The following is a 23,616-nucleotide window of genomic DNA, read 5'->3' as shown; positions in this document are numbered from 1 at the left end:
GGTCGTCACGGCTCTCCCAACACGTGACGACCGGCCGCAGCAACCGCGAGGCGCCTACTTCACTCCGCCCGCGGTCAGGCCCGCGATGATCCTGCGCTGGAACAGCAGGACCACGACGACCAGCGGCACGGTGACGACCACGCCGGCCGCCATCTGGGTGCCGAATGGCTGGTCGAACCCGTACGCGCCGGTGAACCGGGAGATGGCCACCGTCGCCGTCTGCATCGACTTGTCGTTGACCATGGACAGGGCGATGATGAACTCGTTCCACGCCGCGATGAACGTGATGATCGCGGTGGTGAACACGCCCGGCGCGGCTAGCGGCAGGATCACCTTGCGGAACGCCTGGCCGCGCGTGCAGCCGTCGATCATCGCCGCCTGCTCCAGCTCCTCGGGCATCTGCCGGAAGAACGCGGTCAGGTTCCACACCGCGAGCGGCAGCGCGAAGGACAGGCTGGGCACGATCATCGCCTGGTAGGTGTTGATCCAGCCGATGTCGGTGAACAGCGCCAGCAGCGGCACCAGCAGCGAGATGCCGGGGAACATGGACGTGGCGATGATCAGCGCCGCGACCGCGTTCTTGAACCGGAAGCGCAGGCGCGCCAGCGCGTACGACGCCGAGACGCCGATGACCAGCGTCAGCACGGTCGTCGTGCCGGCCACCACGAGGCTGTTGAGCAGCGACCGCCCGAACCCGACGCCCGGCGCGAACACGGCCGTGAGGTTGTCCAGCGAGAACGGCGCCGGCAGCACCGTCAGCTCGAACTGGTCGGCGGGGCGCCGGAACGCCGACACCGCCATCCAGTAGAACGGCGCCAGGCAGTAGAGCAGGATCACGCCCAGCCCGGCGTACTTCACCCCGGCCCTCATCTGCGCGCCCTCTCCCGAGCGGCCCCGATGACGTCGGCCCCGAGGAGCCGGACGAACACCAGGGCGGTGACCGCCACGTACAGGAACAGCACCGTCGCGTAGGCCGCCGCCGGGCCGAACCTGAGGTTCGACGCCTCCTCGAAGGCCACCATGGACAGCGTCTCCACCGACTCCTTGCGCTGGCCGATGAGCACGAACGGCAGGTCGAACATGCGCAGCGCGTCGAGCACCCGGAACAGCACGGCCACCAGCAGCGCGGGTTTCACCAGCGGCAGCGTGATGCCCCAGAACTGGCGCCACGGCGACGCGCCGTCCACCCGGGCCGCCTCGTACACGTCGTTCGGGATGATCTGGAGGCCGGCGAGGACCAGCAGGCCCACGAACGGCGCGGTCTTCCACACGTCGGCGAGGACGACCGCGAACTTCGCCTGCCACCCCTCGGTGGTCCACAGGACCTGCTGCCCGATGACGGCGTTGGCCACGCCGTCGGCCTGGAAGATCCACTTCCAGAGCAGCGCGGACACCGCGGTCGGCACGGCCCACGGCACCAGGATGCTCGCCCGCACGACGCCGCGGAAGCGGATCGCGTGGTGCATCACGAGCGCCATGCCGACGCCGATGAGCACCTCCAGCGCCACCGTGACGACGGTGAACACGGTGGTGTTGGTGAACGCGTTCCAGAACCGGTCCGCCGCCTCGCCGGCGAAGAGGGACAGGTAGTTGTCGAGGCCGACGAACCGCGTGCCCTCCACGACGAAGCCGCTCTCGTCGAGGGAGGAGCCCTCCTGGAACACCGACTCGCGCAGCGCCGCCACCAGGGGGTACCCGACCACGAGGCCGAGCACCACGAACGTCGGGGACAGCAGCGCCGCGGCGAGTCGCCCCGCGCCCGAGGTGGCACCCCGGGCGCGGCGGGCGACCGCCGTCACTTGATGAGCTCCTGCAACTTCGCCTGGAGGTCCTTCAGGGCCTGGTCACTGGTCTTCGTGCCGGTCAGGGCGGCGTAGGCGGCCTCCTGGATCGCCGTGGTCACGTCGCCGTACTTGACCGCCTGCGGGCGGGGCTTCGCGGACAGGATCGACGCCTTGAGGGTCGGCAGGTACGGGAACTCGGCGATGAGCTCCTTGTCGTCGTACAGGCTCGCCAGGGTCGGCGCCTGCGAGGTGGCGAGCAGGTTGGAGCGCTGCGACGCCTCGCCGGTGAAGAACTTGATGAAGTCGAGCGCGGTGGCCTGGTTCTTGCCGAACGCGGAGATCGCCAGGTTGTGGCCGCCCAGGGTGGAGCTGCCGGGGCCGTTCAGGCCGGGCAGCGGGGCGACGTCGAACTTGTCCGCGACCTGCGAGGAGCCGTCGGTCTTGCTCGCCAGGTTCCACTGGTAGGGCCACTGGCGGTGGAACAGCAGCTCGCCCGCCTGGAACGCGCGGCGGCCCTCCTCCTCCTTGTAGGTGATGGCCTTCTGCGGGATGACGCCCTGCTGGAAGGCGGTCACCAGCGCGTCGAGGCCCGCCTTGGCCTCCGGCGAGTCGACGACCGGCTTGCCGTCGGGGTCCACGACGTCGCCGCCCGCGGAGTGCACGGCCTCGTCGAAGTTGACCGTCAGGCCCTCGTACTTCTCGAACTGGCCCGCGTAGCAGCCGATGGCGGGCTGGCTCGCCCGGACCGCCTGGCAGGTGGAGATCAGCTCGGCCCACGTCTTGGGCGGCTGCGCGCCGGCGGCGGCGAGCAGGTCCTTGCGGTAGTACAGCAGGCCGCCGTCGGAGTAGGCCGGCACGGCGTAGAGCTTGTCGCGGTACTTCGCGGTGTCGACGGCCGGTTCGAGGAACCCGCCCAGCTCGAACTGGTCGGTCGGCAGCTCGACGACCCAGCGGTTGGCCGCGAACTCGGCGGTCCACACCACGTCCAGGTTGAGGATCGTGTACGCGTCGGACTTGACCTGCGCGTTCTGCACCATCTGCTGGCGCTGCGCGTCGGCCGACTCCGGCAGCTCGACGATCCGGACCTTCTGGTCGGCGTGCTCGGTGTTCCACTGGTCGACGAGCTTCTGCATGTTGCCGGACGTGTCCTTGCCGGTGGCGAACGTGATCTCGCCCCGGCCCTGGAGCGCACCGGCGGGCTGCTCGCCCCCTTCCCCGCCGCTTCCGCAGGAAGCGAGGAGAACTGCTGCTCCCAGCGCTGCCACGCCCCTGCTCACGGGGTGTCGCAACGCCGTTGTCCGAACGCCCATCACGCTGACTCCCATCGATCCACGTCCTGCTCTCCCAAGCGGATCGGGGCGCTGCCGCGACTGACCACCTCGCCGGTCAACAGGACTCCCCGATCGCCGTTCGCACTGTCGAGCAGGTCCACCGCGGTGCGGGCGGACCTCTCGACGGGTTGCCGCGCAGAGATGGGTCCGCCGTCCACAACGGACGCCGGCGGCGAGTCGTCGAAACCCGTCACCGCGATGTCCGTGCCCGGCCGCGGCCCCTGGCGGCGCACTTCACGCAGCACACCTACCGCAAGTGGATCACCCACGCGATCACCGCGTCCGGTGCGACTTCGGGTTCCAGAAGGGCCCGCGTCGCCCGACCGCCCGCCTCGACGCCGGCCGCCTCTGCGGACGCGAGCCGGTCCGGCGGCAGGCCGAGCGGCTCGACAGCCCGGGCGGACCCGTTCGCGGGTGGACGGGTCGACCCGCCGCGGCACGTCGGGAACGTTCGGGACGGTCGGCCGGGACACGCCGGTGCGCAGGGCGACCTGGCGGGTCGTCACGGGGACGCCTGGGCGAGCCATGGCCTGGTCCTTCCCGCTTCGCCACTGTGGTCACGGAGTGCGCACGACCGGTCACCCGGACGGCGGTTTGACCGTTCGAAAGTGGCGCACACTGTGGCCCGCGCCACAGCGCTGCGTCAAGAAGTCGGATACCGACGTGACCGGACCGCAACGGAGGGGTGACGCCCGCGTATCACATGGCCGGCTGTCGACACCGGGTGCCGGACCGCTCCGGCGTCAGACGCGGACGACCTCGACGCCGCGCTCGGCGAAGCGGCGCACGTCGTCCTCGGTGGCGCCGGTGTCGGTCACCAGCACGTGCACCAGCCCGATGGGGCAGATCTCGGCGAACGCCCGCGCGCCGATCTTCGACGAGTCGGCCACCACGACCACGTGCTGCGCGCGGTCGGCGAGCATCCGGTTGACCTCGGCCTCGCCCTCGTGGTCGGCGTACGCGCCCGCGTCGGCGTCGATCGCGTCCACGCCGAGGAACACCACGTCCAGGTTCAGCCCGCCCAGGATCTTGCCCGCCAGGGGGCTCATCAGCTCGTAGGACTGGGGCCGGGCCACCCCGCCGGTCACCACCAGCTTCACCTGCGGCCGCACGGCCAGTTCGCCGGCGATGTTCAGCGCGTTGGTGACCACGGTGAGCACGCCGTCGCCCTCGACGTCGGCGTTCGCCACCAGTGCCCGCGCCACCTCGGTGGTGGTCGTGCCGCCGTTCATGCCGACCACCGCGCCGCGGCCCACCCGTTCGGCGGCGGCCTTCCCGATCCGCTGCTTCTCCCCCGCGCGGCGCACGGTCTTGTACCGCTGCGGGAGGTCGTAGGCGACCTCCGAATGGGCGACCGCGCCGCCCCGGGTCCGGGTGAGCAGCCGCTGCCCCGCCAGGTGGTCCAGGTCGCGGCGGATGGTCGCCCCGGAGACGTCCAGCTCGGCCGCGATCTCGTCGACCTCGACCCTGCCCCGCTCGGCCAGCAGCTCCAGCAGTGCGTTCAGCCGCTCGTACCGGTTCACGCGGCCACCTCCAGCCCCAGGGTCCATGCAGATTACTGATGGGTCGGGGTGAACGGAACGGTTCGGCGGGCACCGGCCGGGACGCCCGCGCGACCCGGTTCGCCCAGGTCGTCCCGGTGGTCCCGGCCGGTGGCCGTCAGCAGACGCTCTGCGTGCTGTTGACCAGCGTGTTGTTGCGGAACGTCGTGTTCGTCCCGCACGGGCTCTCGCGGATGGCGGAGTTCGTCACCCGCAGGTTCTGCACGACGACGTCGCGCGTCACCGGGAACTCGGTGCGCGCCGCGAGCCGGATGTCGCCGGGGCCGGTGACCGTGCCGCCCTGCGCGGCGAGGTTCACGTTGTAGCAGTTCTCGATGAGGATCGCGTTGCCGCCGGTGTTGGCGATGTCGATCCGGTCGATCTGGAGCCCGCCGCTCTCCGAGACGCAGAAGATGCCCCGGCCGCCGCCGCGGGCGATGACCTGGCCGACCCGGACGTTGATCGGGTAGCCGTCGCCGATCCGGCCGTTGCGGTTGGCGGTGCGGAACGCGGCGTAGCCGGTGCCCGAGCCCGCGTTGTCGGCGTCGACCGTGCCGACGGTGGCGTTGATCGTGTCGTTGAGCAGCAGGCCCGACTCGCCGACGCCGCGCGCCACGACGGTGCCGATGGTGAGCCCGTCGAGCCCGTAGGTCTCCACGGCGTGCGAGCCGGCGCCCTGGACGTAGGCGTGGTCCAGGCGGATGTTGCGGCTGCGCTGGCTCGTGTCGCCGCGGTTGTCGATGCGGATGCCGAGACCGCTCGACAGGCGCATGGTCACGGTGCCGATGGCGACGTTCACGACGTTGCGCATGAAGATGCCGTACAGCGGCGTGCCGGTGACGGTGAGGTTCTGGATCTCGATGTTGTTCACGCCCCGCGCGTAGACCGGGGCGTAGTCGCCGGACCCGGAGCCGGAGACGTTGATGGTGCCGCAGACGTCGAGCGTGGTGTAGCTGCGCATCGAGTACCGCTCGCCCGCCGGGATGGTGCCGGAACCCCGGACGACGATGCGCTCCTTGGACGTGCGGTTGGCGGTGAGGCTGTCGTTGGCGGCCTGCATCGCGGCGCGCAGGCTGCTGCCGGTGTAGACGGTCCGGCTGCCGTTGCGCGCGGTCCAGCTGCTGCCGGAGCCGGTCACCTCCGCGTTGAACGACCCGTCGCCGCAGGCGGCCTGGGCCTGCGGCGAGCCGACCGTCAGGAGCGCCGCGGTCAACGCTGACACGGCGAGTAGTGATCTCATGGAGCGATCTCCTTGGTAAGCGCTTTCCTGAGGTGGCGGCGGATCTCCCCGCGGTCCGGGTGCAGGAGAACCTGGGAACGCTCCCAGGCGGTCACCCAGTCAAGCGAAGGAGCACGACCGCGTCAAGCCCGCGCCGCGCGGGCGCCCACCTCGGCGTCCGCGCGTCTCACTTGGTGATGATGTAGGCGATGCCGCCCGACCCGCCGGCCACCGTGCCGTCCGCGAGGTGTCGTCGGGTGCGCAGCCAGGTGTTCTCGAACTGGCGGCGGTCGTAGACCCGGCGCACGGCCGCGTTCGTCGGGGACGCGGGGTCGTTGGCGATCACGTCGCCCTCCTCGGTGAACCCGACGACGACCATGATGTGCCCCGCCGTGCCGTAGCCCGCGCCGTCCAGCTCGTCCTCGCGGAACGACTGGGAGGTGACCACCGGGACGCCCCGGGCGATCCAGGACTCCAGTTCGGGCAGCGACCGCAGGCGGGTGACGTGCGCCTTGAGCCCGAAGCTCGCCGCGTACGCGGTGTTGAACGGCCAGTTGCCCGCGCCGCCGTAGTCCTGGTCGTAGGTGTGCCGGGCCGCGTGGTCGACGACGCGGTCCGCGTGCCCGGGGTCCACCCAGGACAGCTCGTCCTCGGTCGGCCCCCGCCCGTGGTGCTCCACGACCATCGTGGTCGACGTCGGGCTGCACCACGCCTCGCCGCCGCCGTCGTACTCCGGGTAGTGCCCCTCGTGCACGTTCTGCGAGTACCGGGGCACGGGCAGCTCGACCCCCCGCGCCACGCCCGGCGCGCTCGCGGGCACCTCGAAGCGGTCGGGCACGGCCGAGGCCATCGCGCCCGCCATCCGCAGCAGCGGGGTCGCCGTCGTCCCGGCGGCCCGGTACAGCGTCACGCGCAGCCGGTAGGCCCGCAGCGGCTGCTTCGCCACGAACGTGTCGACGTCGACGTAGCCGTGCTCGTCGTCCTGGCCCGGCACGGACGTCCGCCGCACGTCGGCGTCGCCGAGCGCCCACCGGCCCATCACGTACCAGCCCGTCCCCCCGCCCGTCCCGTCCCGTCCCAGCTCCACCTGGAGCCACGTGCCGGCGGGCGTGTCGGCGTTCCAGGAGGCGACCGCCTGGGTGGCGTCGAACCCGGTGACCCGGCGAGGCGAGGTCCACCGGGCGTACTCGTACGGCCGGCCTCCGTGCTCCAGCACGCCGACCGGCCGGCGCACCACCAGGCCGCCGCGCGCGAACGCGGTGCCCTCGTGCGTGCCCGCGAGGAGCTGCGCCGACCGCCACTCGCGGTAGTCGACGCGAGCGCCCCCGGCCACCGCGACGGGCGTCGCGGTGAGACCGAGGGCGAGGGCGGCCAGCAGGACCCTGATGACGGACGTGGTCATGTGGGCGATTGTCGCGCCGGCACTACATCAAGTAATCATCCGACCAGGTGGTCATGCGCGGCGCTTCGTCCACACGTCGTAGGCGACCGCCGCGAGCAGCACCAGGCCCTTGACCAGCATCACCTGTTCGCTGGGCGACCCGATGAGCGACATGCCGTTGTTGATCACGCCCATGATGAGGCCGCCGGTGATCGCGCCGACCACCTTGCCCACGCCGCCCTGCACGGCCGCGCCGCCGATGAACGCCGCCGCGATCGCGTCCAGCTCGAACGACGCGCCCGCCGTCGGACCGGCCTGGTTGAGCCGGCCCGCGAAGATGATGCCCGCCAGCGCCGCCAGCACGCCCATGTTCACGAAGATCCAGAACGTGACCTGCTTGACCTTCACGCCGGACAGCGTCGCCGCCTGGAGGTTGCCGCCGATGGCGTAGACGTGCCGGCCGAACACCGACCGGTCCGCCATCACCGAGTAGCCCATGACCAGCACGGCCAGCAGCACGAGCACCCACGGCAGGTTGCGGAACCGGGCCAGCTGCACCACCACGGCCAGCACGACCACCGCCGCCAGCACGATCTTCAGCACGAACACCGGGAACGGGTCCACGACCTGCCCGTAGCCCAGCCGCGCCTTGCGCCGCCGCCACTGGGTGAACGCGAACCCGGCCACCACGGCCACGCCGACCAGCAGGCTCACCAGGTCCGCGCCGCCCAGCGGGCCGAGGCCCACGTTGCCCAGGTAGCCGGAGGTGAAGCCGTTGGCCAGGGTGCGGATCTCGTCCGGGAACGGCCCGATGCCCTGGTTGCCCAGCACGGTCAGGGTCAGCGCCCGGAACACCAGCATGCCCGCCAGCGTCACGATGAACGCCGGGATGCCGAAGAACGCCACCCAGTAGCCCTGGGCCGCGCCGATCACCGCCCCCGCCGCCAGCGTGATGAGCACGGCGAGCCACCACGGCACGCCCATCTTCACGGTCAGCACCGCGCAGATCGCGCCCGTCAGCGCCACCACCGACCCGGCCGACAGGTCGATGTGCCCGCCGATGATCACCAGGATCATGCCGATCGCCAGGATCAGCACGTAGGAGTTCTGGACGATGATGTTCGAGATGTTCTGCGGCTGGAGCAGCGCGCCGTCGGTCAGCACCGTGAACAGCACCACGATGAACGCGAACGCCACGTAGATGCCGGACTGCCGGATGTTGATCGTGAACCGGCGCTGCGGCCCGGCCGGCGCCTTCACCGCCTCGGGGGCGGTCTTGGTGGTCATGAGGTCTGTCCCTGGGTCATGTGGTGCATCAGGCGTTCCTGGGTGGCTTCGGCGCGGGTCAGCTCACCGGTGATCCGGCCCTCGGACAGGGCGTACACCCGGTCGCACAGGCCGAGCAGCTCCGGCAGCTCGGAGGAGATGACCAGCACCGCGCGACCCTCGGCGGCCAGTTCGTTGACGATGGAGTAGATCTCGTACTTGGCGCCCACGTCGATGCCGCGCGTGGGCTCGTCGAGGATCAGCACGTCCGGGTCGGTGTACATCCACTTGGCCAGCACGACCTTCTGCTGGTTGCCGCCGGAGAGCGTGCCGACCGTCGTGCCGACGCCCGGGGCGCGGATGCCCATGGACTTCCGGAAGCGCTCGGCGACCGAGAACTCCTCGTTCTCGTTCACCCACCCGCGCGTGGCCAGCTTGCCGAGCCCGGCCGCGGACACGTTGCGCTTGATGTCCTCGATGAGGTTGAGGCCGTAGCGCTTGCGGTCCTCGCTGACGTAGGCCAGGCCGTGCCGGATCGCCTTGCGGACGGTGCGCGTGTCGATCTCGCGGCCCTCCTTGAGGACCCGCCCGGACACGCCCACGCCGTACGTGCGGCCGAACACGCTCATCGCCAGCTCGGTGCGGCCCGCGCCCATCAACCCGGCCAGGCCCACGATCTCCCCGCGCCGCAGCACGAGGTTCGCGCGGTCCACGACCACCCGGTCGGGCTGCGACGGGCTGTGCACGGTCCAGTCCTCGATCCGCAGCACCTCCTCGCCCACCTGCGGCGTGCGCGGCGGGAAGCGGTGCTCCAGGTCGCGGCCGACCATGCCGGAGATGATCCGCTCCTCGGTCACCTCCGCCGCGGGCAGCGTCTCGATCGTGCGGCCGTCGCGCAGGATCGTGACGCTGTCCGCGATGCGCTTCACCTCGTTGAGCTTGTGCGAGATGATCACCGAGGTGACGCCCTGCTCGCGCAGGCCGTCGAGCAGGTCGAGCAGGTGCGCGGAGTCGTCGTCGTTCAGCGCCGCGGTCGGCTCGTCCAGGATCAGCAGCCTGACGTCCTTGGCCAGCGCCTTGGCGATCTCCACGAGCTGCTGCTTGCCCACGCCCAGCTCGTCCACCGGCGTCGTCGGGTTCTCCCGCAGGCCCACGCGGGCGAGCAGCTCGCCCGCCGCGTGGTTGGTGCGGTTCCAGTCGATGAACCCGCGCGTCGCCCGCTCGTTGCCGAGGAACAGGTTCTCCGCGATGGACAGCTGGCCGCACAGCGCCAGCTCCTGGTGGATGATCACGATGCCGCGCCGCTCGCTGTCGCGGACGCCGGCGAACGAGCACGGCTCGCCCTCGAAGGCGATCTCCCCCTCGTAGGAGCCGTGCGGGTGCACGCCGGAGAGCACCTTCATCAGCGTCGACTTGCCGGCGCCGTTCTCACCGCAGATCGCGTGGATCTCACCGCGCCGCACGGCGAGCGAGACGTCGCGCAGCGCGGTGACCCCGGCGAACCGCTTGGTGATGCCGCGCATCACCAGGATGTCGTCGGACATGATCCGGTCTACCTCAACTGGTCTTCGGTGTAGTAGCCGGTGTCGACCAGGACCTGCTTGTAGTTGTTCTTGTCGACGATGATCGAGTCGAGCAGGAACGACGGGACGACCTTCACGCCGTTGTCGTAGTCCTTCTCGTTGTTGACCTGCGGCTTGCCGCCCTTGAGCACGGCGTCGGCCATCTCCACGGTGGCCTTGGCCAGCTCGCGGGTGTCCTTCTGGATGGTCGAGTACTGCTCGTTCGCGACGATCGACTTCACCGAGGCGACCTCGGCGTCCTGGCCGGTCACGACCGGGTACGCGGTGCCGCCGGTGCCGTAGCCGCTGCTCTTGAGCGCGGACAGGATGCCGATCGACAGGCCGTCGTACGGGGAGAGCACGCCCTGCACCTGGGCGCCGCCCTGGTAGGTGGAGGTCAGCAGGTCCTCCATGCGGCGCTGCGCGGTCGCCGGGTCCCAGCGCAGGATCGACACGGTCTTGAAGTCCGTCTGACCGCTCTTGACGACCAGCGTGCCCTTGTCGATGTGCGGCTGGAGCACGGACATCGCGCCGTTGAAGAAGAACGTGGCGTTGTTGTCGTCCGGGGAACCGGCGAACAGCTCGATGTTCAGCGGGCCGGTCGCGGTGCCGGGGGTGCCGTCGGCGTTGAGCACCTTCAGGCCGGTGAGCAGCGACGTGGCCTGCTGCACGCCCACCTTGTAGTTGTCGAACGTCGCGTAGTAGTCGACGCTGTCGGTGTTGCGCAGCAGCCGGTCGTAGGCGATGACCGGGATCTTCGCGTCCTCGGCCTGTTCGAGCTGGGAGGTGATCGCGGTCCCGTCGATCGAGGCCACGATGAGCAGCTTGGCGCCCTTCGTGATCTGGTTCTCGACCTGGTTGGCCTGCGTCGGGATGTCGTTCTCGGCGTACTGGAGGTCGACCTTGTAGCCCTTGGCCTCCAGCGCCTTCTTGATGTTGTCGCCGTCGTGGATCCAGCGCTCGGACGACCGGGTCGGCATGGTCACCCCGACCAGCGCGCCCTCGGTGGAGCCGCTCTGCTGGTCGACGGTCTTCTCCGCCGAACCGCAGGCGGACAGCACGAGGGCGGCCGCGGCGATGGCGGCGTACCGCGGAAACTTCATCGTTTCTCTCTCCCTTGATGGTGCCCGGTGTGGGCTAGTGCAGACCCTGCGCCAGGCGGAAGTACGCCTGGTTCCAGCGCAGGCGGTCGGCGAACGACGCGGTGGTCGTGTCCCGGTCGATGACGACCAGCTCGGTGTGCACCATCTGCGCGAAGTCGCGCAGCGTCTCGGCGCCGACGGCCTGCGTCATCACGGTGTGGTGCGGGCCGCCCGCGGTGAGCCAGGACTCGGCGGAGGTGGACAGCGACGGCGCGGGCTTCCACACCGCGCGGGCCACCGGCAGGTTCGGCAACGGCTCGTCCGGCGGGACGACCTCGACCTCGTTGGCGACCAGCCGGAACCGGTCGCCCAGGTCGGCGAGACCCACGACGACGGCGTCACCCGGGTTCGCGTCGAACACCAGGCGCACCGGGTCCTCCCGGCCGCCGATGCCCAGCGGGTGGATCTCGCACGACGGCCGGTCGGCGGCGATCGTCGGGCACACCTCCAGCATGTGCGCGCCGAGGATCTTCGGCTCGCCGGGGCCGAAGTGGTAGGTGTAGTCCTCCATGAACGACGTGCCGCGGCCCGTGCCCGCGCCCATCGCCTTGACCGCGGCCAGCAGCGCCGAGGTCTTCCAGTCGCCCTCGCCGCCGAAGCCGTAGCCGTCGGCCATCAGCCGCTGCACGGCCAGGCCGGGCAGCTGCCGCAGGCCGCCGAGGTCCTCGAAGTTCGTGGTGAACGCGCCGAACCCGCCGTCGGTGAGGAAGCGGCGCAGGCCGGCCTCGACGCGGGCCGCGTAGCGCAGCGAGTCGTGCCGCTCCCCGCCCTTCGCCAGCCCCGGCGCGAGCCGGTAGGCGTCGGCGTAGTCGGCGACCAGCAGGTCGACCTCGTCGTCCGCCACCGCGTCCACGACCTCGACCAGGTCGTTGACGCCGTAGGTGTTGACGCTGACGCCGAACCGCAGCTCGGCCTCCACCTTGTCGCCCTCGGTCACCGCGACGCCGCGCATGTTGTCGCCGAACCGGGCCAACTTCAACCCGTTCAGGTGACTGCGGCCGGCTGCGGCCCGTACCCAGCCGTCGATCCGCTCGGCCAGCACCGGGTCGGACGCGTGGCCCGCGACCGTCTTGCGCGGCACGCCCAACCTGGTCTGGATGAACCCGAACTCGCGGTCGCCGTGGGCGGCCTGGTTGAGGTTCATGAAGTCCATGTCGATGCTCGACCAGGGCAGCGCCTGGTTGAGCTGCGTGTGCAGGTGCAGCAGCGGCTTGCGCAGCACGTCCAGGCCCGTGATCCACATCTTCGCGGGCGAGAACGTGTGCATCCACGCGATGACGCCGATGCACGCCGGGTCCGAGTTCGCCGCGAGCATCACGTCGCGGATGGCCCCGGTGTCGGTCAGCACCGGCTGCCACACCACCTCGGCGGAGAGCTTCCCCGACTCGGTGAGCATGCGCTGGATCTGCTGCGACTGCTGGGCGACCTGGTCGAGCGTGTCCGGTCCGTAGAGGTGCTGGCTCCCGGTGAGGAACCAGACCTGCGGCTTCGCAGCAGAGGACATGCGGGGCTCCCCTCGTGGGCTCATTGCCCGTAGACGTTCTGGTAGCGCGCGTACAGGCTGTCGACGTGGTGCTGCTCGATCGGCTCGGGCGTCCCGAGCTGGTGTGCGAAGTGGACGGTACGCGCGACGTCCTCCAGCATCACCGCCGCCTTCACCGCGGAGCGGGCGTCCTTGCCGATGGTGAACGGGCCGTGGCCCTTCATCAGCACCGCCTTGGACCGGCTCGCGCGCAGCGTCTCCACGATGCCGCGGCCGATCGAGTCGTCGCCGATGAGCGCGAACGGCCCCACCGGGACGTCCCCGCCGAACTCGTCCGCGATCATCGTGAGCACGCAGGGGATGGGCTCGCCCCGCGCCGCCCACGCCGTCGCGTACGGGGAGTGCGTGTGCACCACGCCGTTCACCTCGGGCATGTGCCGGTACACGTAGGCGTGCGCGGCGGTGTCCGAGGACGGGGCGTAGTCGCCCTCCACGAGGTTCCCGTGCAGGTCGGTCACGACCATCGCCGCGGGAGTCAGCTCGTCGTAGGACACGCCCGACGGCTTGATCACCATCAGGTCCTGCCCCGGCACCCGCGCGGACACGTTGCCCGCGGTCCAGATGACCAGCCCGTAGCGGGTCAGCTCGCGGTGCAGGTCGGCGACCGTGCGCCGGAGGTCCTCCACTGCGGTCATCTACTTCCCCTCCTTGACCGCGCGGCGCAGCGCCTTGAGCCGGTGCATGACCTCGTTCGCGCCGCGCCCGAAGTGGTCGTGCAGCTCCTGGTACTCGACGAACAGCCGCTCGTACGCCTCGACGTTCTCCGGGATCGGCCGGAACACCCCGCGCCGCACCGAGCCCATGGCCCGCGCGGCGGCGTGGATGTCCTCGTGCGCCTTCGCGGCGACCGCCGCGTGCAGCGCCGACCCGAGCGCCGGGCCCTGCTCCGAACCGATCACCGACAGCGGCATGTCCAGCACGTCGGCGTAGATCTGCATCAGCAGCCGGTTCTTCACCAGGCCGCCCGCGATCACCAGCTCGGTGACCGGGATGCCCGCGTCGGTGTAGGAGTCGACGATCACCCGGGTGCCGTAGGCGGTGGCCTCCAGCAGCGCCCGGTAGGTGTCCTCGGCGCGGGTGGCCAGCGTCTGGCCGACGACCAGGCCGGACAGCTCGTGGTCCACCAGCACCGACCGGTTGCCGCTGTGCCAGTCCAGCGCGATCAGGCCGTGCTCGCCGATGGCCTGCCCGGCGGCCAGCTCGGTCAGCAGCTCGTGCACCGAGACACCGCGCTCGCGCGCCTGCTCGTGGTAGGCGGGCGGCACGTTGTGCTCGACGAACCAGGCGAAGATGTCGCCCACGCCGCTCTGCCCCGACTCGTAGCCCCACAGGCCCGGTACGATGCCGCCCGGCACGACCCCGCACATGCCGGGCACCTCGCGCAGCTCCGCGCCGTTCATCACGTGGCACGTCGAGGTGCCCATGATCGCGACCATCTGCCCCGGCTCGACCGCCTGCGCGGCGGGGGCGGTGACGTGCGCGTCGACGTTGCCGACCGCCACCGCGATGCCCGGCATGAGCCCGGTCCAGGCGGCGGCCTCCTCGGTCAGCCCGCCCGCCCGGTCGCCCAGCTGGCCCAGCGGGTGGTCCAGCTTGTCGGCCACGAAGTCCGCGAAGTCCGGGTTCAGCGCCGCCAGGAACTCCCGCGAGGGGTACCCGTCCTGGTAGATGCCCTTGTAACCGGCCGTGCACGCGTTGCGCACGTACTGGCCGCACAGCTGCCAGACGATCCAGTCCGCGGCCTCGACCCAGTGGTCGACCGCCGCGTAGACGTCGGGCGCCTCCTCCAGCAGCTGGAGGCCCTTGGCGAACTCCCACTCCGAGGAGATCAACCCGCCGTAACGGGGCAGCCACGCCTCGCCGCGCTCCTCGGCCAGGGCGTTGATCCGGTCGGCCTGCCCCTGGGCGGCGTGGTGCTTCCACAGCTTGACGTAGGCGTGCGGGGTGCCCGCGAACTCCGGCAGCTCGTTGAGCGGCGTGCCGTCCGACCTGACCGGCACCATCGTGCAGGCGGTGAAGTCGGTGCCGATGCCGACCACGTCCGCCGGGTCCACCCCCGCGTCGGCCAGCGCCGCCGGGACGGCGTGCCTGAGCACGTCCACGTAGTCCTGGGGCACCTGGAGGGCCCACTCCGGGGGCAGGGGGGTGCCGTCGGGCAGCGCCCGGTCCAGCACGCCGTGCCGGTAGTCGTGCACGCCGGTGCCCAACTCGGCCCCGTCGCGCACCCGCACCACCACCGCGCGACCGGACAACGTGCCGAAGTCGACACCCACCACCAACGGTTCGCTCGCCATGGACAGTGAGTGTTATCGCTAACATTCATCACGTCAAGACCTGCCCGCAACGTGCTCTTAACGACTTGGTGAGCGTGCACAAAAGCGGACACGCGCCCCGGCCACCCGACACCAGCCTAGGCCCCACCGAACCCCACGCGGAACCCAAGCCCACTCCCACCCCCGCGAGCCACACCCCCACCCCCGCGAGTCATGCGCTCACACCCCGCGAGTCATGCGCTCACACCCCGAGAGTCCAACACCCGGGCCCCGAGAGTCGTACCTCCAGGTCCCGAGAGTCGTACGTCCAGGACCGGTGAGTTCTTCGTTCGGGACCCCCGGACCACGAACCCGGGCAGCACGGAACCCGCGTCCGGCACGCGCCGGACGCGGGACGTCCTCGATCCGTCAGCGGGGCGGTGCCACGCTGTCCCGGGTGACCAGCCGCGGCGCGATCGTGCGCTGCGAGGCCCCCACCTCGCCGTCACCCACCTGCGCCAGCAGCAGCCCCAGCGTCTCCCGCGCCACCGCGTCGAAGTCCGGCCTGATCGTGGTCAGCGGCGGGATGAAGTACGCGGCCTCGGGCACGTCGTCGAACCCCACGACGCTCACGTCGCGCGGCACGTTCCGCCCGCGCTCGCTCATCGCGCGCAGGATGCCCAGCGCCAGGTGGTCGTTCGCCGCGAAGATCGCGGTGACCTCGGGCATCCGGGCCAGCATCTGCCCCGCCCGGTACCCCGACGCCGCGCTCCAGTCGGCCGGCACGACCGGCGGCACCTCCAGGCCGGCCGCCTCCAGCGCCGACCGCCAACCCCTTATGCGGCCGGCGCTGTCGAACCAGTCCGGCGGCCCCGAGACGTGCCACACCGTGCGGTGGCCCGCCTCCAGCAGGTGGGTGGTCGCCTCGAACGCGCCCGCCGCCTGGTCGACGGTCACCAGCGGCGTCGAGCGCTCCGGGTCGCCGTCCACGGTGACCAGCGGGATGCCCGCGGAGACGTCGCCGACCGCGTCGTTGGCCGACGCGGTCGGCGCGATCACCACTATCCCCGCCACCCGCTGGTCGCGGTGCCGTTCCACGGCGTCGGAGATGGAGTTGCGGTCCAGCACGTTGACGCGGCCCACGCTCACCGCGAACCCGGCCTCGGCCGCCGCCTGCTCGAACGCGGCGAGCAGCGACGCCGGCCCGTAGAGGGTCGAGTTCTGCGCCACCACACCGATGAGCTGCGACCGCCCGGTGACCAGCGCGCGGGCCGCCTTGTTGGGCCGGTAGCCCAGCTCGGCGATGGCCGCGCGCACCCGCAGCCGCGTCTGCTCCCGGACGTTCGGGTGGCCGTTGAGCACCCGCGACACCGTCTGGTGCGAGACCCCGGCGAGCTTGGCGACGTCCGTCATCGCGGGATCGCGCGCGGTCCTGTGCTCCACTGCTGCCCCATCTCCACTCATGACTGCACCTTCGATGTTAGCGATAACACCTGTTGTCCACCACGAAGGTGCTCCCGGCACCATTGTCCACCAGAGACCGTCCCCGGGCGGTCAGGACGCGCGTCCGCCCAGGCGGAATGTCGCCCGCTCCCGCGACCGCCGGTCGTTGCCCGGCCGGGTCAGCACCAACCGCCCCACCCCGTCGTGCGCCACGTGGAGCGCCGGGTCCGCGGCCCACCGCAGCGACACGCCGTCCTCGTCCACCAGCCCCGGCACCCGTTCGAACGACGCCGCGCGCCCGTAGTCGTCGGTGTCCTCGTACGGGTCGATGCGCAGCGTGCCGCCGTCGACCACCCGCACGTAGCGGTCGGGGAAGTTCACCGACCGCACGGCGGTCGTGCCCGCCCCCAGGAACCCGTCGACGAAGCGGAACTGCGAGTCGGCCAGCTCGCGCACGCCGCCGTCGACGCGCAGCCGGTAGTCCTGGTGCCGCACGACGAGCCGGGGCGCGTCCGCCGGCGACAGGCGCACCACCGGCCCGCCCACGCCGACCGGGACGCCGAAGCTCGGCGTGCCGTCGTCGTTCCAGTGGACCTCCTGCACGCGGGTGTGCCGGTTCGGGTCGAACAGCGGGTCGCCGGTGATGTCCCGGTAGTCGCGCGCGTGGTAGACCAGCACGTCCCGGTCGCCCACCGCGGTGAAGGAGTTGTGCCCGGGGCCGTACTGCCGCGTCGCCTCGTTGGTCGTGAAGACCGGGTTCGGCGACTTGGTCCAGGACCGCGCGTCGAGCAGGTTCGCGTTCTCGTCGGCGGTGAGCAGGCCCATGCAGTAGCGCGCGTCGGTGGCGCTGGCCGAGAAGGTGACGAACACCCGGCCGTTGCGGACGAGCACCGCCGGGCCCTCGTTCACCTTGAAGCCCTGCACCTCCCACGGCAGCGTGGGCACCGCGACGCGCACGGGCGCGCTCTTGAGCGCCAGGGGTGAGGCCATCTCGGCGATGTAGAGGTTGCTGTTGGTCGCGATGCCCGGCTCGCTCTGCGCCCACAGGAAGTACCGCTTGCCGCGGTGCTCGAACGTGGTCGCGTCGAGGGTGAAGGTGTCCCAGGCCGTGGCCACCTGCCCCTTGAGCACCCAGCCGCCCTCGCGCGGGTCGGCCTTGTCCGACTCCAGCACGTAGGTGCGGATGCGGAACGGCTGGTCGGAGTCGCCCGCGGCGAAGTAGACGTACCACCTGCCGTCGATCCGGTGCAGCTCCGGCGCCCAGATGTAGCCACCCATCGGGCCGGACGCGGGCCGCCGCCAGATCGTGCGCTCGCGGGCCGTGCTCAGACCGTCCAGTGTGGACGCCCCCCGGACCACGACCCGGTCGTACTCGGGCACCGAGCCGGTCAGGTAGTACATGCCGTCCACCGGCCTGGTGACGAAGGGGTCCGCGCGCTGCTCCACCAGGGGGTTGCGGGTGGTCAGGGCGGTTTCGCGCGCCGGGGCGCGGTCCTCCTGCCGTTCCGCGGAGGCGGCGGCCGCCGAGGCCGGCAGGGTGCCGGCCACGGCCAGCGCGCCACCGGCGCGGAACAGGGACCTGCGGTCGAGGCTCACGTGGGCTCCTCTCGGGTGGGGACCCGGTCGGTCACTCGATGTGGTGATCGTTCTTGCGAAGAGATGACCATCGAACACGCGTTCGATACCGTGGACGTCATGAAGATCTTGAACCTGTCGTCGTCATCGTCGCTTGTCCTTGACCCGCAAGAAGGTCACCGAGTTCGGGGGGAAGGTGTGCGTGAACCCGGAGGACACCCGCACCTGCGTTGTGCGCGCCTTCACGGGCTGCGTGAACTCCGTGTTCACGTCGTCCGGCCGACCTTCCAGCACCGTCGCCTCGGCACTGGGCAGGACCCAGGTCCCGGGTGCGAAGTCGATCTTCGTACGGGCGGCGGTCGCCTGCGCGTTGACCACCTTGACGATCAGGTCGCCGGTCTTCAGGTCGCGGGTGACCACCTGCCGGAAGGGTTCCGGTGCCTGGTTCGCCCCGTCGGTGAACTCGGCCCACAGCCGCCCGTCGATGAACAGCTTCACGGTGCGGTCGCGCACCTCGACCCGCAGGTCGTAGGTGCGGCCGGTCTCGATCGTCGTGCCGTCCGAGTGGAAGACGCGCGAGGAGTTGCCGCCGTCCACGGCGGACCGGGTGTTGTTCCAGCCGCCGAGGTTCCACCAGAAGGGGTTGCCGCTGCCGTTGACCGCGAAGGGGATCAGGAAGCCCTCGCTGCCCGCGCGCTTGGTGGCCTTGACGCTGAACGTGAAGTTGTTCCAGGCGGGGTCGCCCGCGGTGACCAACGGGTTCGTGACGCCGGTGTCGGCCTGCACGTAGGCGCCGTCCACGACGCCCCAGTCGCCGGTGCCGTTGCCGGTCCACCGGCTCGCGTCCCCGGAGAAGTCGTCCGAGAACAGCACGCGGCCGTCCGCGGCGGTGACCCGCACGTCGTCGTAGGCGACCGAGGTGGCCCAGGAGGAGAGGCCGACGGCGCCGGTGATCGGCTCGGGGCTCCAGGGCGTGCCGGAGGCCGTGCTCCCGACCACGTGGTCGCCCACGTTGTTCATGAACAGCTTCTGCACCTCGTAGGAGGTCGATCCCCAGGAGGCGTGGTTGTTGAACCAGATCATGTCCGGCCGCCACTGCACGTAGTCCTCGTTGGACAGCAGCGGTGCGTAGGAGGCGAGCTTGACCACGTCGGCGTTGCGCTCCAGGCCCGTCATGAAGGCGGCCTCGGCGAGCGCGTTGGAGAACCTGTTGTCCTGGGAGGCGTACTCGCCGAGGAAGACCTTCGGGCCGTTGCGGTCGTAGGAGTCGTAGCGGTTGTTGTTCTCCAGGAACCAACCCGGGCTGTTGTAGTAGTGCTCGTCGACCATCTCGACGCCGTCCTCGCGGTTGAGCTGCCAGAGCCGGTCGAACGTGGCGCCGGTGTCGTCGGGGCCGGAGTTGCTCACCACGATGATGTCGGGGTACCTGGCCTCGATCGCCGTGCGGAACCGCGTGAACCGCGCGAAGAACTCGTCGGGCAGGTTCTCCTCGTTGCCCACGCCGATGTGCGTGAGCCCGAAGGGCGCCGGGTGCCCCATCTCGGCGCGCTTGCGGCCCCAGGTCGAGTCGGCCGGGCCGTTGGCGAACTCGATCAGGTCGAGCGCGTCCTGGACGTGCCGCTGGAGCAGCGCCGGGTCGTCGGTGGCGCGGTTCTGGCCGCACCCGGTGACGAGGGCGGGCACCACGGGCAGCGGCATGGCGCCGATGTCCTCGGAGAACTGGAAGTACTCGTAGTAGCCCAGGCCGTAGGTCTGGTTGTAGCCCCAGAAGTTGGCGTTGGTCGCGCGCTGCTCGACCGGGCCGATGGTGTCCTTCCACTGGTAGGAGCGCTTGCGCTCGTAGCCGGTGGAGGCGTCGTAGCCGTAGTGGCTACCGGTGTTGACCAGGCAGCCGCCGGGGAAGCGGACGAAGCCGGGCTTGAGCGCGGCGATCTTCTCGGCGAGGTCCTTGCGCAGGCCGTGGCCCTTGTAGGTGTCCTGCGGCATGAGCGAGACCATGTCCAGCCGCAGGGTGCCCGCTCCCCCGCCGGTGACGAGCAGCCGGCCGGTGGTGGACGACTCGCGGGCGCGGAAGGCGCCGGTGTACTTGGTCCAGCCGTCGCCGCGCACCTGGATCGCCAGGCCTGGTGCGAGTTCCCGGCCGGCGGGGTCGGTGAGCCCGACGTTGAGCGGTGTGCCCGACGCCTGGTCCGTGCGGGCCCAGACGGAGAAGTCGTACCTCTTGTCCCGCTCGACGTTGACGCCCGAGTTGTAGCCGGAGTTGATGACGCCGGCGGGCAGGCCGAGCTTGAGGTAGCGCCGGTTGCGCTCGTTGAGCCGCCCGTCGTCGTCCACGACGTCCAGCGCGCCGCCGGTGGGCGCCCACCCGGTGAAGGGGGTGTAGCCGGCGTTGTCGGCGGTGTCGTACTCGAACGACCGGTTCTGCACCAGCTCGGCGTAGAGCCCGCCGTCGGCGGCCCGGTTGATGTCCTCGAAGAAGACGCCGTACAGGGTGTCGTCGATCGAGGCGCCCTTGGCCTGCGGGTCGATGCTGATCGTGTAGTCGGCCTGGGCCGCCGCCGGGGCCGCTGCCTGGGCGGCGAACCCGGGCAGCGCGTAGCCGCCCGCCGCCGAGGCCGGGCTGAGCGCCGGTACCGCGAGGCCGACCACCAGCACGGCGGGCAGCAGTGTCAGACGAGATCTCACAACCCAATCCCTTCATGGGGACCTGTCACGTCACGCGCGCCCGGCCCTCGGGCGCCGCACCTGGCTCGGTCGCCGTCACCCGGGACGGCGTGGTCGATCGCTCGCGCGCACGCTCCGCCCGGCCGGGCATCGGGGCCCGGCCGGTGTCGGGGCTCGGCCGGTGTCGGGGCTCGGCCGGGCGGGACGACCGGGCGGGTCGCCCACCGGCGGGGGGCTACCGGTCGGCGCGCCCACCCGGTCGTCGGTTCACGGGTAGGCGGCCCGCACGCGGTCCATCTCGGCCTTCGTGACCGGGAGGACGGTGCCGTGCCGGGGGCGGCTGGGCAGTTGGTAGTCGGTCGACGGGCTCCACCGCCCGGAGGCGAGGTCGGTGGTCTCGAAGGGCACGTAGCCGCGTCCGCCGAACTCGTCGATGAACAGGTACCACTTGTCCTCGGTGTTCGACTTGAACACCGTGGGGCCTTCGCCCTGGCGGATCGAGCCCTTGCCGATGCAGTCGGCCACGAAGTCGTAGGAGGTGTCGCGCAGGTCGGCGGACTTCTCCGCCAGGACGAACTTGCTGCACGGCGTGGAGGAGGTGTTGTTCCGCTCGTCCTTGGTGAACCGGTAGTACTCCGCGCCGTGCTTGATGACGGTCGAGTCGATCACCGAGTAGCCCGGGTCGACCCAGACCTGCGGCTCGGTGAAGGTCCGGAAGTCACGGGTGGTCGCGTACAGCATCTTGTTGTAGGTGTCGCCCGTGTGCCCCGGGTCCTCCTCGGCGTAGAGCTTCGACGCCCAGAAGACGACGTACGCGCCGATGCTGTCGTCGTAGTACGCCTCGGGTGCCCACGTGTTGCCCGCGGTCTCCGGAGAGACCTGGACGTGGCGCTGCTGCGACCAGGTCACGAGGTCCGTGGACTCCCACACCTCGATGTGGCGGCTGCCCTTGCGCTGCACGAGGTCCCAGTTGCCGTTCCCGTGCATCTTCAGGTCGGTGGCGATCAGGAAGAACCTGTCGCCCTCCGGTGACCGGATGATGAACGGGTCGCGGACGCCCTTGTCGCCGAGAGAGGAGGTGAGCACCGGGTTGCCGCCGTTGAGCTCGTCCCACTTCAGGGCGTCGTCGCCCCGGCTGGCGGCGAAGTAGACCTGCTCGCCGGTCGCGGTGCCCTCGCCGGTGAAGTAGCCGAAGAGGTAACCCTCGTAGTCCTGGTGCCGCGGCAGCGGGGTGACGGTGAGGTCGAAGCGGCGCTTGGCCTGCTTGTGGCCGCTCGTGACGGTCGCGGTGAGCGTGACGTGCTCGGCGCGTTCGCCGTGGGCGGGGCGGGTGACCTCGCCGGTCTCGGTGACGACCTTCTTCTTCGTCGACTTCCACGACACCTCGGTGCCGTGCAGGCCGGTCGTCGGCAGGGTGAGGTTGCCGCGGACGTCCGAGGCGTTCCAGACGGTCAGCGCGGCGGCGGCCTCGTCGACCTTCTGGCGGTCGGTCGGCTCGGGGCGGACGGTGACCGTGAAGGTGCGGGTCTGGCCGAGCGCGGACGCGGTGAGGGTGACGGTCGCCGGGGGTCGTCCTGCGGCGGGGCGGGTGACGACGCCGTCGGCGGTCACGTGGCGGGCGTCGTCGGTCCGCCAGGTGATGGTCGAGCCGTAGGGGCCGGTGGTCGGCAGGGCGAGGTCCTCGGTGACGGCGGACAGGTCGCCGAGGTCGAGGGCGGCCAGGTCGCGGCGGGCCTTCTCCTCGTCGGGCACGAAGCCGAGCTCGTGGACCTCGGCGGCGGTGAGCGCGCGGTCGTAGAGGCGGAAGTCGCGGATGGCGCCCTTGAGGTGGCGGTCGCCGCTGTAGAGCGAGCGGCCGAGGTGGTTGGCGGTCGTGGTGCCGTCGCCGATGGCGGCGGGGGTGGTGGTGACGTCGGTCCTGCGGCCGACCTCGGCGCCGTCCTCGTAGAGCACGGCGGTGCCGCCGGCCTGGGTGTAGGTGAGCGTCTTCCACACGCCCCTGGCGAGGTCGCGCCCGGCGGTGGTCGTCTGCTCCGTGGACCAGTTGCCGGTGGCGATGGAGGTGCGGTAGGCGTTGCCGGTGGTGAAGAGGTAGCCGTTGCCGGTGGTGCCCGAGGAGTTGCCGAGGCCCCAGATGAAGTACGGGGTGGACTGGTCTGCGTCGATCCGGACCTGGATCGAGACAGAGATGTCGGTCAGGCCGCGCATCAAGTTGTCGGGCAGGTCGACGTGTCCGTCGACGCCGCCGAGCCGGAGACCGTCCGCGCCCGACGGCGTGGCGTCGCCGACGATGGAGGCGGTGCGCCCGCCGCCGGTGGCGTCGGTCGCGACGGTGCCGGAGGTCTCGGTGAGCGGGTAGTGCACGGCGAGACCGGCGGCGAGACCGTCAGCGAGGCCGGCGGCTGCGGCAGTGGCGGCGGTAGCGGTAGCGGCGGTGGGTGCGCCCAGGGCCGCGAGGAGCAGCGCGACCAGTGCTATGGCGGGGAACGCGGCGCGGTGTCGGCGCGGGGCGGCCGGGACTGCCGGGCCGGGGAGGGCTGCGCGGACGGCGGAATCGGTACAGGTAGCCGGATTGGCGGCATCGGCCGGATCGGCGGCCGCGGTGGGGAGGTCGGCGCGCCGGGCCTGTCCGGACGGGCCGGTGGGGGCCGCGGTGGGCGATACCGCAACAACGGACGGTTGGGGGTGGAGACTTGCGGGACGCAGGGGAAGCATGGGGGCGTCGCTCTCGTCTTGCGCGCGGCACGGGGTCGCGTGGTGGACAGGACGTCCGAGCGTGGCGTGCGCTGAGTCACAAAAGTGAGCGCTAACATACGACCGCTCTGACGAACATGTCAAGCGTGCAAAGTTGTTGTTTCCAGGGGGTTGACGTCCCGATTGTGAACGCTCACTCTTGTGGCCCAGGTGACCGCG

General features: G+C 71.0%; 17 protein-coding genes. All 17 read right to left on the bottom strand.

Annotation, left to right across the window (positions count from 1 at the left end; all coding sequences use genetic code 11):
- Positions 1-54: 54 nt before the first annotated feature.
- Positions 55-870, bottom strand: coding sequence for an ABC transporter permease subunit (locus ACRAKJ_RS11165; protein WP_438924592.1), 816 nt, complete (start codon positions 868-870; stop codon positions 55-57).
- Positions 867-1,799 carry an ABC transporter permease subunit gene (locus ACRAKJ_RS11160; protein WP_438924591.1) on the bottom strand — a complete coding sequence of 311 codons (933 nt, stop codon included), beginning with the start codon at positions 1,797-1,799 and terminating at the stop codon, positions 867-869. Before ACRAKJ_RS11160 ends, ACRAKJ_RS11165 begins: the two co-directional genes overlap by 4 nt.
- Positions 1,796-3,049, bottom strand: a complete 1,254-nt coding sequence (locus tag ACRAKJ_RS11155; RefSeq protein ID WP_438924590.1) for an ABC transporter substrate-binding protein — start codon at positions 3,047-3,049, stop codon at positions 1,796-1,798. The genes ACRAKJ_RS11160 and ACRAKJ_RS11155 overlap by 4 nt, the downstream gene beginning before the upstream one ends.
- A 44-nt stretch (positions 3,050-3,093) precedes the next feature.
- Positions 3,094-3,642: a substrate-binding domain-containing protein gene (locus ACRAKJ_RS11150; protein WP_447008928.1), complete on the bottom strand. Its 549-nt coding sequence runs from the start codon at positions 3,640-3,642 to the stop codon at positions 3,094-3,096.
- A gap of 216 nt (positions 3,643-3,858) precedes the next feature.
- On the bottom strand, positions 3,859-4,638 hold the full coding sequence (locus tag ACRAKJ_RS11145; protein WP_438924588.1) for a DeoR family transcriptional regulator: 780 nt from the start codon (positions 4,636-4,638) through the stop codon (positions 3,859-3,861).
- A 136-nt stretch (positions 4,639-4,774) separates the two neighbouring features.
- Positions 4,775-5,878 (bottom strand): hypothetical protein, encoded by a 1,104-nt coding sequence (locus ACRAKJ_RS11140; RefSeq protein WP_438924587.1) that lies wholly within the window; start codon positions 5,876-5,878, stop codon positions 4,775-4,777.
- 184 nt (positions 5,879-6,062) lie between these two features.
- Positions 6,063-7,277, bottom strand: a complete 1,215-nt coding sequence (locus tag ACRAKJ_RS11135; RefSeq protein ID WP_438924586.1) for a C39 family peptidase — start codon at positions 7,275-7,277, stop codon at positions 6,063-6,065.
- 51 nt (positions 7,278-7,328) lie between these two features.
- On the bottom strand, positions 7,329-8,543 hold the full coding sequence (gene mmsB / locus ACRAKJ_RS11130; protein ID WP_438924585.1) for a multiple monosaccharide ABC transporter permease: 1,215 nt from the start codon (positions 8,541-8,543) through the stop codon (positions 7,329-7,331).
- Entirely contained in the window at positions 8,540-10,066 is a 1,527-nt protein-coding gene (mmsA, locus tag ACRAKJ_RS11125; protein WP_438924584.1) for a multiple monosaccharide ABC transporter ATP-binding protein, read from the bottom strand. Before mmsA ends, mmsB begins: the two co-directional genes overlap by 4 nt.
- 8 nt (positions 10,067-10,074) lie before the next feature.
- The gene (gene chvE / locus ACRAKJ_RS11120) at positions 10,075-11,187 is read right to left on the bottom strand and encodes a multiple monosaccharide ABC transporter substrate-binding protein (RefSeq protein ID WP_438924583.1); all 1,113 of its coding nucleotides are present in this window, start codon (positions 11,185-11,187) and stop codon (positions 10,075-10,077) included.
- A gap of 34 nt (positions 11,188-11,221) precedes the next feature.
- A complete protein-coding gene (gene araA / locus ACRAKJ_RS11115) occupies positions 11,222-12,730 on the bottom strand; it encodes an L-arabinose isomerase (RefSeq protein WP_438924582.1) in 1,509 nt (502 codons plus the stop codon).
- Between the two features lie 20 nt (positions 12,731-12,750).
- Complete coding sequence (locus ACRAKJ_RS11110) at positions 12,751-13,404, bottom strand: L-ribulose-5-phosphate 4-epimerase (RefSeq protein WP_438924581.1); 654 nt, start codon at positions 13,402-13,404, stop codon at positions 12,751-12,753.
- A complete protein-coding gene (gene araB, locus ACRAKJ_RS11105) occupies positions 13,405-15,063 on the bottom strand; it encodes a ribulokinase (protein ID WP_438924580.1) in 1,659 nt (552 codons plus the stop codon).
- Positions 15,064-15,450: 387 nt separating this feature from the next.
- Positions 15,451-16,485, bottom strand: a complete 1,035-nt coding sequence (locus ACRAKJ_RS11100) for a LacI family DNA-binding transcriptional regulator (protein WP_447008927.1) — start codon at positions 16,483-16,485, stop codon at positions 15,451-15,453.
- Between the two features lie 90 nt (positions 16,486-16,575).
- Positions 16,576-18,060 (bottom strand): family 43 glycosylhydrolase, encoded by a 1,485-nt coding sequence (locus ACRAKJ_RS11095; protein WP_438920714.1) that lies wholly within the window; start codon positions 18,058-18,060, stop codon positions 16,576-16,578.
- Between the two features lie 123 nt (positions 18,061-18,183).
- A complete protein-coding gene (locus ACRAKJ_RS11090; RefSeq protein ID WP_438920715.1) occupies positions 18,184-20,724 on the bottom strand; it encodes an alpha-L-arabinofuranosidase C-terminal domain-containing protein in 2,541 nt (846 codons plus the stop codon).
- 246 nt (positions 20,725-20,970) lie between these two features.
- A complete protein-coding gene (locus ACRAKJ_RS11085; RefSeq protein ID WP_438920716.1) occupies positions 20,971-23,067 on the bottom strand; it encodes an immunoglobulin-like domain-containing protein in 2,097 nt (698 codons plus the stop codon).
- Positions 23,068-23,616: the final 549 nt, after the last annotated feature.

The organism is Saccharothrix sp. DSM 118769 (assembly GCF_052936295.1).
Note: the sequence above shows the minus strand (reverse complement) of the source record. Positions and strands in the feature narration are given on the sequence as shown.

Bases quoted from the DNA above. Each gene is read 5' to 3' on its own strand.
- mmsA (WP_438924584.1), bottom strand. From the start codon at position 10,066: ATGTCCGACGACATCCTGGTGATGCGCGGCATCACCAAGCGGTTCGCC.
- araA (WP_438924582.1), bottom strand. From the start codon at position 12,730: ATGTCCTCTGCTGCGAAGCCGCAGGTCTGGTTCCTCACCGGGAGCCAG.
- ACRAKJ_RS11100 (WP_447008927.1), bottom strand. From the start codon at position 16,485: ATGAGTGGAGATGGGGCAGCAGTGGAGCACAGGACCGCGCGCGATCCC.
- ACRAKJ_RS11165 (WP_438924592.1), bottom strand. From the start codon at position 870: ATGAGGGCCGGGGTGAAGTACGCCGGGCTGGGCGTGATCCTGCTCTAC.
- ACRAKJ_RS11150 (WP_447008928.1), bottom strand. From the start codon at position 3,642: ATGGCTCGCCCAGGCGTCCCCGTGACGACCCGCCAGGTCGCCCTGCGC.
- araB (WP_438924580.1), bottom strand. From the start codon at position 15,063: ATGGCGAGCGAACCGTTGGTGGTGGGTGTCGACTTCGGCACGTTGTCC.
- mmsB (WP_438924585.1), bottom strand. From the start codon at position 8,543: ATGACCACCAAGACCGCCCCCGAGGCGGTGAAGGCGCCGGCCGGGCCG.
- ACRAKJ_RS11135 (WP_438924586.1), bottom strand. From the start codon at position 7,277: ATGACCACGTCCGTCATCAGGGTCCTGCTGGCCGCCCTCGCCCTCGGT.
- ACRAKJ_RS11110 (WP_438924581.1), bottom strand. From the start codon at position 13,404: ATGACCGCAGTGGAGGACCTCCGGCGCACGGTCGCCGACCTGCACCGC.
- chvE (WP_438924583.1), bottom strand. From the start codon at position 11,187: ATGAAGTTTCCGCGGTACGCCGCCATCGCCGCGGCCGCCCTCGTGCTG.